At 53.2% G+C, this 11,644-nt stretch carries 11 protein-coding genes; 7 read left to right on the top strand and 4 right to left on the bottom strand.

The window, feature by feature from the left end; genetic code table 11:
• Nucleotides 1–29 precede the first annotated feature (29 nt).
• Nucleotides 30–533, top strand: a complete 504-nt coding sequence (locus tag MUG06_RS20915) for a TIGR00645 family protein (RefSeq protein WP_215845312.1) — start codon at nucleotides 30–32, stop codon at nucleotides 531–533.
• Between the two features lie 502 nt (nucleotides 534–1,035).
• On the opposite strand, the gene MUG06_RS20910 is transcribed toward MUG06_RS20915, so the two are convergent.
• Complete coding sequence (locus tag MUG06_RS20910; RefSeq protein WP_243079904.1) at nucleotides 1,036–1,968, bottom strand: LysR family transcriptional regulator; 933 nt, start codon at nucleotides 1,966–1,968, stop codon at nucleotides 1,036–1,038.
• 93 nt (nucleotides 1,969–2,061) lie between these two features.
• Between MUG06_RS20910 and MUG06_RS20905 the strand changes: the two genes are divergently transcribed.
• From MUG06_RS20905 to MUG06_RS20885, 5 genes are all read left to right on the top strand, one after another.
• On the top strand, nucleotides 2,062–3,270 hold the full coding sequence (locus MUG06_RS20905; RefSeq protein WP_215845314.1) for an MFS transporter: 1,209 nt from the start codon (nucleotides 2,062–2,064) through the stop codon (nucleotides 3,268–3,270).
• Between the two features lie 83 nt (nucleotides 3,271–3,353).
• Nucleotides 3,354–4,694: a cation:proton antiporter gene (locus MUG06_RS20900; protein ID WP_243079903.1), complete on the top strand. Its 1,341-nt coding sequence runs from the start codon at nucleotides 3,354–3,356 to the stop codon at nucleotides 4,692–4,694.
• 35 nt (nucleotides 4,695–4,729) lie between these two features.
• Nucleotides 4,730–5,068, top strand: coding sequence for a hypothetical protein (locus MUG06_RS20895; RefSeq protein WP_215845315.1), 339 nt, complete (start codon nucleotides 4,730–4,732; stop codon nucleotides 5,066–5,068).
• A gap of 170 nt (nucleotides 5,069–5,238) precedes the next feature.
• Entirely contained in the window at nucleotides 5,239–6,135 is an 897-nt protein-coding gene (locus tag MUG06_RS20890) for an alpha/beta hydrolase (RefSeq protein WP_215845316.1), read from the top strand.
• A 238-nt stretch (nucleotides 6,136–6,373) separates the two neighbouring features.
• Nucleotides 6,374–7,015 carry a hydrolase gene (locus MUG06_RS20885; RefSeq protein ID WP_215845317.1) on the top strand — a complete coding sequence of 214 codons (642 nt, stop codon included), beginning with the start codon at nucleotides 6,374–6,376 and terminating at the stop codon, nucleotides 7,013–7,015.
• Nucleotides 7,016–7,323: 308 nt separating this feature from the next.
• Here MUG06_RS20885 and gorA read toward each other — a convergent pair whose 3' ends face one another.
• The gene (gene gorA / locus MUG06_RS20880) at nucleotides 7,324–8,676 is read right to left on the bottom strand and encodes a glutathione-disulfide reductase (RefSeq protein WP_243079902.1); all 1,353 of its coding nucleotides are present in this window, start codon (nucleotides 8,674–8,676) and stop codon (nucleotides 7,324–7,326) included.
• 128 nt (nucleotides 8,677–8,804) lie between these two features.
• Between gorA and rnz the strand changes: the two genes are divergently transcribed.
• Nucleotides 8,805–9,716: a ribonuclease Z gene (rnz, locus tag MUG06_RS20875; protein ID WP_215845318.1), complete on the top strand. Its 912-nt coding sequence runs from the start codon at nucleotides 8,805–8,807 to the stop codon at nucleotides 9,714–9,716.
• On the opposite strand, the gene MUG06_RS20870 is transcribed toward rnz, so the two are convergent.
• Together MUG06_RS20870 and MUG06_RS20865 are read right to left on the bottom strand one after the other, a co-directional pair.
• Nucleotides 9,713–10,528: a CPBP family intramembrane glutamic endopeptidase gene (locus MUG06_RS20870; protein WP_243079901.1), complete on the bottom strand. Its 816-nt coding sequence runs from the start codon at nucleotides 10,526–10,528 to the stop codon at nucleotides 9,713–9,715. The genes rnz and MUG06_RS20870 overlap by 4 nt on opposite strands.
• Before the next feature lie 57 nt (nucleotides 10,529–10,585).
• Nucleotides 10,586–11,428, bottom strand: a complete 843-nt coding sequence (locus tag MUG06_RS20865; RefSeq protein ID WP_243079900.1) for a 23S rRNA (adenine(2030)-N(6))-methyltransferase RlmJ — start codon at nucleotides 11,426–11,428, stop codon at nucleotides 10,586–10,588.
• Nucleotides 11,429–11,644 lie beyond the last annotated feature (216 nt).

Raw genomic sequence — 11,644 nt, 5'->3', positions numbered from 1 at the left:
CCAGCTTATTTGATCACTATTGGGAAATTATGGAACGTTTTACCGAAAACCTGATGTATGCATCCCGCTGGTTGTTGGCTCCGGTTTACATTGGACTTTCGCTGGGATTGCTGGCGCTAACCATTAAATTCTTTCAGGAGATTGTTCACCTGTTGCCCAACATTTTCAGCGTGGCGGAAAACGATCTGATTTTAATCCTGCTGTCGTTGGTCGACATGGCGCTGGTGGGAGGGTTGTTGGTAATGGTGATGCTGTCGGGCTATGAAAACTTTGTTTCTAAACTCGACATTGATGAAGACAAAGAGAAGCTGAGCTGGCTGGGCAAGATGGATTCTGGCTCGTTAAAAAACAAGGTTGCGGCCTCGATTGTGGCGATCTCGTCTATCCATTTGCTGCGCGTGTTCATGGAAGCGCGCAATGTCGCTAATGACAAGCTGATGTGGTACGTGATTATTCACCTGACCTTTGTGCTGTCTGCGTTTGTGATGGGCTGGCTGGACAATATGTCGCGTAACCAAAAGAAAGATTATTAGGAAATTAAGCGGTGGCCAGGGTTTGTGCCACTTCAATCCGGTTAAGTGCGAGGTCGTTTGTCCCCCACCTCGGTCCTCCCCCATAAATGGGGGAGGAAGACGCTGCAATATGTCCGAACTGTACCAGCATGTGGCAGCGTCTCCTTCCCCCGCGTCGCGGGGGAAGGCTGGGATGGGGGATAGCGCGCAGATGAGTCGTTTGTCCCCACCTCAATCCTCCCCCATACATGGGGGAGGAAGACGCTGCAATATGCCCGCTCAATACCCGCATGCGGCAGCGTCTCCTTCCCCCGCGGTGCGGGGGAAGGCTGGGATGGGGGACAGCGCGCAGAGAAAGTCGTTTGTCCCCCACCTCAATCCTCCCCCATACATCGGGGAGGAAGACGCTGCAATATGCCAGCTCAATACCCGCATGTGGCAGCGTCTCCTTCCCCCGCGTCGCGGGGGAAGGCCGGGATGGGGGACAGCGCGCACCTTCCAAACCTATGCGCACCTTCCAAACCTAACGTGATGCTGGCCTTGTACCTGCCAGCGTAGGCATTACATCTTTAATCATTGCAAAAAACTGGGTTAGCCTTGCCGGGTAATAACTTGCCCACGGATAAGTTAGCCAAATGGGCAGCGGCGGTGCTTGCCATTCCGGCGTCAGTTGAATGAGCCGTCCAGCAGCCAAATCCTCCTGCACTACCCAAGCCGACACGATCGCTGCACCCATTCCTGCTAAGGCCGCTTTGCGCACCGCATATAAGCTGTCGCTGCTCAACCTTGGCGTAATAGCCAGATTCACGGGCTGTCCATCCTGAACTCGCTGCAATGCCACTTCATTACGATAAAAACTGGTCAGCGCCAGCCAAGGCAAATCACACAATTGTTCAACCTGTTCGACAGGAGCGTGCTGTGCCAATACGTCTGGCGATGCCACTACAATGCGCGGAACTTCAGCCAGTAAAATCGCCACCAGCGAGGTGTCTGTCGGTGCACCGACCTGAATCGCGCAGTCCACGTTCTCTGCCATAAAATCGGGCGTGCGATCGTTTAACATCCACTCGACATTCAGGCGTGGATAACGCCGCAGGTAGTCGAGCAGCGGGGCGATCAGCTGATCTTGACCAAACGCATGCGGCGCACGCACGCGCAATGTTCCTACCGGATCGTCGCTGGCACGCGTCAAATCGTCTTCAAGCGCATACCAGGTTGCCAGCAGCTGCCGCGCTTGCGCATAGCAACGTTCACCATCATCGGTGAGTTTCAGCGCATGGGTAGTGCGCATAATCAGTTTCAGGCCGAGCCGCTGCTCCAGCGTCTGCAAGCGACGACTGATGGTCGGCTGCGTAGTGCCAAGTTGTTGCGCTGCGGCTGACAGACTGCCGCTCTCAACAATGCGGATAAAAGTTTGCATTAGTTCAATGCGATCACTGCTGATGGAGTTGCTCATACGCCTCATGCATAACGGTTTTGCCTTCAAGCAGTCTACCGCGTATAGCCGCAGTGCGCTTTAATGTGCGAAATGAATTTATAGGAAGAGATTATGTCAGCAGTTAACAGCATCAATAGCGACCAGGCCGAAGCCCTTCCGGGCCCGTTGGTTTTTACACTCGCAGCCGGCGCGGGTTTAAGCGTGGCGTCGATTTACTACAGCCAGCCCATGCTGGATATCATCAGCAAGCAATTCAACGTGGGCGTTGGCGCGGTGGGCATGGTACCGATGCTGACGCAGGCGGGTTATGCGTTGGGCATTTTACTGCTGGCACCGCTCGGCGACCGACACGATCGCCGCACCATTATATTAATCAAAGGGCTGCTGTTAATGGCGGCGCTGCTGCTGTGTGGATTTTCGGGTGGTCTGAGTGCGCTGCTGGTTGCCAGCTTTGCTACCGGATTAACCGCCACCGTGGCGCAGGATATCGTTCCCGCTTCGGCAGCGTTAGCACCAGAGCGCAGCCGCGGCAAAACAGTTGGCACCGTCATGACGGGTTTGCTGGTGGGGATTTTGCTGTCACGCGTAGTGAGCGGCGTAGTGGCGGAATATTTCGGCTGGCGCACCATGTATATGATCGCTGCGCTGGCGGTGCTTTTCATTAGCCTGGCACTGTGGCGCGTGTTGCCACGCTTTACGCCGGGCACATCGGTGAGCTATCCACGTTTACTGCTGTCGTTGGTGCATCTCTGGCGTCAGCATCAAACATTGCGCCGTGCAGCGTTAGCGCAAGGATTGTTATCGGTGGGTTTCAGCGCCTTTTGGTCAACGTTAGCGATCATGCTTAGCGAGCGGTTTCATTTCGACAGCGCCGTTGCGGGTGCATTTGGTTTGGCCGGCGCGGCGGGCGCATTGGCTGCGCCGCTGGCAGGCAGTGTAGCCGACCGCATCGGCCCGGCACGCGTTACCCAAGTGGGCGCAGCGTTAGTGACCGTTTCTTTCGCCTTGATGTTTTTACTGCCGTTGCTGCCGATGCCTGCTCAGCTAGCATTGATCATCATCAGTACCGTCGGTTTTGATTTGGGCGTGCAGGCCACCCTGGTCGCGCACCAAACATTGGTCTATGGCCTTGCCCCGGAAGCGCGTAGCCGACTGAATGCCTTGCTGTTTACCGTTGTCTTTATTGGGATGGCAAGCGGTGCAGCCTTGGGAAGCCTGGCGCTGGCGCATTGGGGTTGGAACGGCGTGGTGGCGTTATCCACGTTAGCCGGAGCCGCGAGTTTGGCGGTGCGCTTCGCCAGTCGCCATCTTAAAAACTGATTATATTGTGCTTGCCATGACGCTCACCTCATTTTCAAAAGATGTGCCAGGATTAAAGGTAATCTGGAAATAATTGGAGCGTTATGGATTTTCTCGCCTGGACAGCCGCAACCGGCTGTCTGCTACTGCTTATGTCACTGGCTGCCGGTTGGATACACCGTGGGCCAGTGACCTCATTTGGACTTTTTCTGGTTGCGGGCGTGTTATGCGGCCCGTGGGTTTTTAACGTCCTGCAAATTGACATTATCCGCCATTCCGAGCTGGTAGCGCACATCACTGAAATCACCATGGCGGCGTCGCTGTTCATCACCGGGTTAAAATTACGGTTGCCGTTAAAAGCGCTCAGCTGGCGTACTGGCGTCAGGCTGGCGTTCCCGGCTATGCTGCTCACTGTTGCCGCAATGACTGCGCTGGTGCACTGGATAATTGGTTTTGAATGGCCGCTGTCGCTGGCGTTTGGCGCAATTGTCGCACCCACCGATCCGGTGCTGGCGAGTTTGATTTCTGTTAACGATGCGCGTGACGATGATTCACTGCGTGTCGCAATCTCAAGTGAAGCTGGCATGAATGATGGCTCGGCATTGCCGTTGCTGGTTTTGGCGCTGGCGCTGTTTAACGGTAAAAGCCTGAACGGCGCGCTGCTGACACATTGGGGCGCGACTGAGGTGCTTTGGGCGATTGGCGGTGGTTTGCTGATTGGCTTTGTGCTTGGGCGATTGATCGGCTCGCTGGCAACCAATTTACGTAGTGCGCATGGTAATGTCGCACCCAATGATTTTCTTGCGCTGGCGCTGATCGCCCTGAGTTATGCGTTGACACAATGGCTGGGTGCGTCTGGCTTTCTCGCTGCGTTTGCTGCCGGCGTAGGCTTACGTCGTGCCGAGCTGGGGGTGTTCAAACGCTATCAAACGGATGATATGACCGATGATGAGCGCGTGTTGCCAGCGGAAGCCTTGGTAAATCCCAATAAACGCATGGAGCACGATGACAACGGCATGGTGAAATCGGTGGGTTTGGTCGTAGGCGATGCGTTGTCATTCGGCGATACTATTGAACGTTTATTGGCTGCGTTGATGATGGTGGTGCTGGGCGTAACGCTGGCGTATCACTGGAATCTCAACGGTGTGATGCTTGGCCTGCTACTGTTTGTTGTAGTACGGCCGGTCGCGGTGTGGCTGGTAACTATCGGAGCCGGCATTCCCACAGCGCAACGCTTGCTGATAGGTTGGCTGGGTATTCGCGGCATCGGTAGCCTTAACTATATCGCTTTTGCCTGGGTGCACGGCATGGAAGGTGCGCAGGCCGAAATGATGGTGGATATGGCGTTGACGCTGGTGGTAAGCAGCATTGTGGTTCACGGTGTAACGGTGACACCGCTGTTGAATTGGCGGCAGAAACGCCTTGAAGCACGACATCGTAACTAACGTTTTTGCTTAATTTAAAAAAACAGGAGTCAGTAATGAAAGCTACTCAACTACTGCTGCTGGGCATGCTGGTTTCCGGCAGTGCGCTGGCAGCCAACGAAGGCGAACAAAATGTGTATGCCAGCCAGCTGTGTCACATTGTTAGCAGCGAGCACGCGGTTTCCAGCGCTGATCAATACGTTGAAAAAATGAAGACGTATGTCGCGCAAAGCCAGTCACCTTCAGCCATGAATCAGCCCGAGTTTGATGAAGATACCGCCAATGAAGTGGCCAGTGCCTGGCTGCAACTGGGCGATGAAGAACGCGCTAAATTACGTGCCAATGAACAGCAGTGTGAACAGACTGTCATGACGCAGTTTCAGCAAGAAGATTAGTTCAGCTTGATTAACGAATAAACGCGCCTGGCTGGCGCGTTTTTTTATGGATTTTAAGGCAAAGTTGCGTACATAATCGCCAGCATTTGGCACTGGACTTGCATCACATAATCACTCCTCAGTGAACCGCAACGGTTTGCTGATCATTTGAGCATTGAAATACAGGCATCATGATTACGCGTCGACACTTTATTCTCGGCACGGGAGCCCTTGCGCTTTCTATGACCACTGGCAAATTGTTTGCTCGAGACGACATTATTCCCCTCTGGCCGGACGATCCGCCCGGCGGTGGCGGACCGTCCGGCGAGCTGCATATCAATAAAACGGGTTCATGGTCGAACATTGTTAGCCCGTCAATTCAACGGTTTAAGCCTGAAAATCCCAACGGCGAGGCGGTAATAATTGCTGCCGGTGGCGGCTATCGTTGGATTGGAATGGGACGTGAAGCCTGGCCGGTGGCGCGCTGGCTAAACGCCCATGGCTATACCGCGTATGTGCTGAGCTACCGTCTGCCGCAGGAAAAATGGCAAGCCGGGCATTTAGCGCCGCTACAGGATGCGCAACGCGCCATTCGCTTGGTGCGCTCTTTTGAGCGCAAGGTGCATGTGCTGGGCTTCTCAGCGGGTGGTCATCTGTTGGGAATGGCGGCCGCGCGCCCAGAATATGACTCTTATGCTCCGCAGGATCCTCTGGATGAAGTCGTGCCGAAAGTGGATAGCGTAGGTCTGATCTACCCCGTGATTACGCTGGAAGCGCCGTATCAGCACACCACAACCCATTTAATGTTGGTGGGGAAAAACGCCACGCCGCAAGATGAAGCTAACTGGTCGGTGCAAAATTACGTTACACGCAGCTATCCGCCCACGTTCCTGGCGCAGGCCGAGGACGATCACACCTCAAACCCTTTCAATACGGAACTTATGCGCGATACCTGTCGGCGTAATCGTGTCCCGGTTGAGCTGATTCAAATCAGTAAAGGCGGACACGGTTTTGGTTTAGGTAAAGCGGGAACGCCTGCCGCACTGTGGGATCAAGCCTATGTAGGCTGGCTGGATAGACTAAGTTAATCTGCACCGAACCGGTGCAGCGCTGCACCCACAAAAAATGTTAATAAGGCGGCATAAAACCGCCTTTTTTCATGCCTGAATTCGCTGTTTCCTCCAGAAAAATCCTTTCTTAACAGGCTTCTATAAATTATTTGAACAAGTTATCAAATGCATTCCGTTATCTCTTATGCGCCTGTCGCCGTAAAGTTTATTCCAACAGCACAACAACCTAATCAACGGCTTCTGAGAGGAAATAATCATGTCTAAACTTGACCTGCTTGACCCACAAAACTCTACCCTGATCTTCATCGACCATCAGCCGCAAATGGCTTTCGGCGTCGCCAATATTGATCGTCAGCAGCTTAAAAATAACACTGTTGCTCTCGCCAAGGCGGGCAAGATTTTTAACGTGCCGACAATTTATACCTCCGTTGAGACCGAAAGCTTCAGCGGTTATATCTGGCCTGAACTGCTGGCGGTTCACCCGGAGATTAAACCGATTGAACGCACCTCGATGAACTCGTGGGAAGATGCCAAATTCGTCGAAGCCGTGAAAAAAACGGGCCGCAAAAAATTGGTGATTTCCGCGCTGTGGACGGAAGTTTGTCTGACATTCCCGGCGTTGATGGCACTGAACGAAGGCTTTGAAGTCTACGTGGTCACCGATACGTCGGGCGGCACCAGCGTTGATGCACACGAACGCTCAGTACAGCGTATGGTGCAGGCGGGTGCTATTCCTGTCACCTGGCAGCAGGTGCTGCTTGAATATCAACGCGACTGGTCACGTAAAGAGACCTATGACGCGGTGATGGATCTGGTTCGTGAACACAGTGGTGCTTATGGCATGGGCGTTGATTACGCTTACACGCTGGTGCACAACGCGCCAGCGCGTCAGGGCTGACAGGTGGCTTTCACCGCGTCAATAAACAGCCGTAAGGCCACCGGCATGATGAAAGCGCAGAAGTCAGTTGCGTATAAAGTGGATAGCGCGAGGTTCTTATAGGGAGAGCTAACCCTTTTATTATGAACCAAGCATCTTATAGGGTTGGTATGATCGTAAAAGGCTCAAGATTGAGCCTTTTTTATTCTTTTAAAACTCTGGGTTCATATAAAGGATGAATTGCCGATCCTAGGTAGATTGCCAAAAAAAATCCTACATTCAACATGTAGGATTCTGATGAGAAATAAATGTGTAATCAATGGCGGCTATTAGCGCATTGTCACAAACTCTTCCGAAGCCGTTGGGTGAATCGCGACGGTATTATCAAAATCTTTTTTGGTCGCGCCCATTTTCAGTGCCACCGCGAAGCCTTGCAGCATCTCGTCCATACCAAATCCGATTCCGTGAATGCCGACAATCTTCTCTTCAGCGCCGACACAAACCAGCTTCATACGGCAAGGTTGGCGATGCTGCGTCACTGCGGTATACATCGCGGTAAAGGCCGATTTATAGATTTTTACCTGATCGTCGCCATATTGCTCACGCGCTTGTGGCTCGGTTAAACCTACAGTCCCAATCGGTGGATGGCTGAATACCACGGTTGGGATGTTGCTGTAATCCAGATGCTCGTCCGGCTTGTTGTTGAACAAACGCTCGGAAAGACGACGGCCAGCGGCGACGGCCACGGGTGTCAGCTCGACTGCGCCCGTGTTATCGCCCACGGCGTAAACGCCCGGCACGTTGGTGTTCTGGAACTTATCAACCTTGATATAGCCTTTTTCGTCCAGTTCCACGCCTGCGGCTTCAATGTTCAACACATCGTTAGCGGGTTCGCGGCCAATAGCCCAAACCAGACAATCAACCGTTTGCTCGCTGCCATTTTCTAACTGCAGCGTCAGGCTGCCATCACTATTTTTAATCACCGCTTTAGGGATGGAATGGGTGTGCAGTGTTGGGCCTTCGGTGTTCATGACTTCAACCAGCGTTTCGGTGATCAGCGGATCAAAGGTGCGCAGCGGCGCATGTTGACGCACGAACAGATGCGTTTCCGAACCCAGCGCATTCACCACGCCCGCCAGCTCAACGGCGATATAACCGGCACCGATGACCGCAGTGCGCTTTGGCAACGCGTCGAGTTCAAAGAAACCGTCGGAATCGATGCCATATTCCGCACCCGGAATGCGAGGATGGCTTGGACGGCCGCCGGTCGCGATCAAGATGTGATCGGCGGTGATGGTTTCACCGTTGACTTCCACTGTGTTCGCATCAACGAAGCGGGCAAAACCTCTGATCACTTCAACCTGGTTTTTGCCCAGCACGTTGTCGTAGGAGGTGTGAATACGATCAATATAGGCGCTGCGATTTTTCACCAGGGTCGCCCAATCGAAGCGGTTTACCGTGGTATCAAAGCCGTAGTCGGGGCCATAAAGATGGATAGCTTCAGCGATTTGCGCAGCGTGCCACATTATTTTCTTCGGCACGCAACCTACGTTGACGCAGGTGCCGCCCAATTCTTTGGCTTCGATCAGGGCGCATTTTTGTCCATGCATCGCCGCACGGTTAATTGAAGCGATGCCGCCGCTGCCGCCGCCAATGGCGAGATAGTCAAAATGTCGGGTCATTGCAGTATCCATCTGGTTGCAAGAAAAATTGGCATAGAGTGTAACGCTGCGGGTCGAAATGACGCAAAGTTTGCGCCTATGATTGTAATAGGGTCGAATTTTTTCCACACATTACAGGGAAGCATAGCATGCACCTTACTTTTCTTGGTACCGGCGGCGGTGCGCCCAGCCTGCAACGCAACGTAACCTCTATCGCTTTTACCCGCTCAATTCGCGGCGAAACCTGGCTCTTCGATTGTGGTGAAGGGACCCAGCTTCAATTCATGCGCACTGCGCTGAAACCGGGCAGATTGGATAAGATTTTCATTACGCACCTGCACGGCGATCACATCTTTGGCCTGCCGGGTTTATTAACCAGCCGCTCAATGGCGGGACTGCTTGATCCTTTTACCGTTTATGGGCCAAAAGGCATCAAAACCTTTATTGAAACTGCGCTGTCACTGAGCGGATCTTTTACCAGCTATCCGCTGGACATTATTGAGATTGAAGCCGGAACGGTTTTGGATGATGGCGAATTTCGGGTGACGGCCTGGCCGTTGAACCACGTCATTGAATGCTTTGGTTATCGCATTGAACAGTACGATAAACCGGGTTTTCTGGATGCGCCGCGTCTGAAAGCGGAAGGTGTGCCGCGCGGGCCGTGGTATCAACAGCTGAAGCTGGGCCAAAAAGTGACGCTGGAAGATGGCCGCGTGATTAATGGCGCACACTATTTGGGGCCTGCGACCAAAGGCAAAACGCTGGCGATATTTGGCGACACTGCACCGACTGAGGTTGCGCTTCAGCTCGCGGCGGATGTTGATTTGATGGTGCATGAAACCACGCTTGAAGCCGCGATGATTGAAAAGGCAAACGGACGTGGGCATTCAACCACGCTTCAGGCAGCACAAGCGGCGAAAGACGCAGGGGCTAAGCGTTTGATTGCCACGCACTTTAGCTCACGCTACCTGCCGCAGGATATGGCGCGCCTGCTGGCAGAATGTCAGACCATTTTTCCGGCGACTGAGATAGCGCATGATTTGGCGGTCTTCACCTTTTAATGCTGCAGCGCAGGGTAAGTAAAAAACAGCAGATGCGTCATATTGAGGGTGAAGTGGCATGCGGTTGCGATCCACAAGCGGCCGCTCCAGTGCCACGCAAGGCCGTAAATTATCCCGGCGAGTGTGGCAAAAATCACCAGCAATACACCGCCTGGAAAATGCACCAATCCAAACAGCAGTGACGTTATCCACAGGGCTTTGCCTCCGCCTACTCGCTGGCGCAAGCGGTGCTGCAAATAACCGCGAAAAAAAGCTTCTTCAGCCAGCGCCACGAAAAACAGATTGGCCAACATGAACGCCCAAATCCACGCGGGAAAATGCGGTTCAAATCCTAATCCACCCAGCATCACCGCCAAACAAAGCAGCAGGGGAATAGCAGCCACCAAGGCAAACCAAACGATGTTATGCCGTGGCGGATGGGCGGCAGTGTTGAACAGCGTGGGCGTGCAGGCCAGCAGCAGAAAAGGAATTAATGCTTTATCAAGATTGAACGAGAAGCTAAAAGGCACGCTTTGCGGGCCTGCTCTCACCGCTTCGACGTGCGGCGGCTGATGAAATCCGGGGAAAAGATGCAGAAACAGCCCAATACAGATGAAGACTAACAGCGCTTCGGTGCTGCTTTGCAGTTTAGGATTGGCTGGGTAACGTAAACGCAGCCCGACGAGGCTTGCCGAAAGTAAAATCAATACGCCTGCTGGCCAGCTCAATAGACCCTGATAAAGTCCCAGCAAAAGTGAGAGTGTCAGCAGCAGCAGCGCCAGGCGTTTTGCCTGCGCCAGTGAAATCAGCGCGCCAGCCAGAACTAACCACATGACAGAAGCCTACAGATGACATTTGCCGCGACGTTATCATCGCGGCAGCGTTATGCGTTACTCGGGTACGACCTGCGTCACGCTGAAATGACCGGTGCCAGCAGGAACCAACTTTTTATGCAGCCAAGGCAGCAACGTGTTCATTTGGTCAGCCAGTTTCCATGGCGGATTGATCACAATCATGCCCGATGCCGTCATGCCGCGTTGAGCGCTGTCAGGGCGCACCGCCAGTTCAATCTGCAAAATATTGCGAATGCCAGTCGCTTCGAAATCACGCATCATGTGTTTGATCTGCTGACGCATAACCACTGGGTACCACAGCGCAAAGACGCCAGTGTTAAAGCGTTTGTGGCCTTCCTGAATACCTTTTACTACCGCCTGATAATCACTTTTCATCTCATACGGCGGATCGATCAGAATCAAGCCACGACGTGAAGGCGGCGGCAGCTTGGCCTTTAACTGCTGATAACCGTCGGCGCGTTCTACGCGGGCGCGGCTATCTTTGCCAAACTCGTTACGCAGCAGCGGGTAATCGCTGGAATGCAGTTCGGTCAGTTGCAGTTTGTCATCTTCACGCAGCAAATGACGGGCAATCAGCGGCGAACCGGGGTAATAACGCAAGGTATCGCCACGATTAAGCGATTTAATGGCATCGAAATAAGGTTGCAACAGCTCGGGTGCGTCTGGCTGTTGCCAGATACGCGAAATCCCTTCCAGGTATTCGCCGGTGCGCTCAGCGTGCTCACCGCTCAATTGATAACGTCCTGCACCCGCATGCGTATCGAGATAGAAAAACGGTTTTTCTTTCTCTTTAAGGGCGGTGATGATCAGGCTTTGTACGGTGTGTTTCAGCACATCAGCATGGTTGCCGGCGTGAAAACTGTGGCGATAACTCAGCATAAAAAATGGGATTTCCGAGGTTGCAGCTAAAAAGGGATACAGCGAGTGCGCTGGATTATAACGTCAGATGCGAACAATTGCTGACGTTTCGCGCTATTCAACAGCGCTTGCAGCTTAAGTTTAGTCATTTTATGGCCCTTTCGACCTGTACGACGTGGCTGAATTCCAGAAATCCGGCGCACAAACCAATAAATATCTGCAAATTAAAGATTCGGT

Source organism: Pantoea sp. MQR6 (assembly GCF_022761075.1).
Lineage (GTDB): Bacteria > Pseudomonadota > Gammaproteobacteria > Enterobacterales > Enterobacteriaceae > Pantoea > Pantoea phytostimulans.
The sequence above is the reverse complement of the archived record's forward strand: the minus strand, read 5'-3'. Positions and strand labels throughout refer to the sequence as shown.

Excerpts from the sequence above, each read along its gene's own strand:
- MUG06_RS20915 (WP_215845312.1), top strand. The coding sequence starts at position 30 with ATGGAACGTTTTACCGAAAACCTGATGTATGCATCCCGCTGGTTGTTG.
- MUG06_RS20910 (WP_243079904.1), bottom strand. The coding sequence starts at position 1,968 with ATGAGCAACTCCATCAGCAGTGATCGCATTGAACTAATGCAAACTTTT.
- MUG06_RS20905 (WP_215845314.1), top strand. The coding sequence starts at position 2,062 with ATGTCAGCAGTTAACAGCATCAATAGCGACCAGGCCGAAGCCCTTCCG.
- MUG06_RS20900 (WP_243079903.1), top strand. The coding sequence starts at position 3,354 with ATGGATTTTCTCGCCTGGACAGCCGCAACCGGCTGTCTGCTACTGCTT.
- MUG06_RS20895 (WP_215845315.1), top strand. The coding sequence starts at position 4,730 with ATGAAAGCTACTCAACTACTGCTGCTGGGCATGCTGGTTTCCGGCAGT.
- MUG06_RS20890 (WP_215845316.1), top strand. The coding sequence starts at position 5,239 with ATGATTACGCGTCGACACTTTATTCTCGGCACGGGAGCCCTTGCGCTT.
- MUG06_RS20885 (WP_215845317.1), top strand. The coding sequence starts at position 6,374 with ATGTCTAAACTTGACCTGCTTGACCCACAAAACTCTACCCTGATCTTC.
- gorA (WP_243079902.1), bottom strand. The coding sequence starts at position 8,676 with ATGACCCGACATTTTGACTATCTCGCCATTGGCGGCGGCAGCGGCGGC.
- rnz (WP_215845318.1), top strand. The coding sequence starts at position 8,805 with ATGCACCTTACTTTTCTTGGTACCGGCGGCGGTGCGCCCAGCCTGCAA.
- MUG06_RS20870 (WP_243079901.1), bottom strand. The coding sequence starts at position 10,528 with ATGTGGTTAGTTCTGGCTGGCGCGCTGATTTCACTGGCGCAGGCAAAA.
- MUG06_RS20865 (WP_243079900.1), bottom strand. The coding sequence starts at position 11,428 with ATGCTGAGTTATCGCCACAGTTTTCACGCCGGCAACCATGCTGATGTG.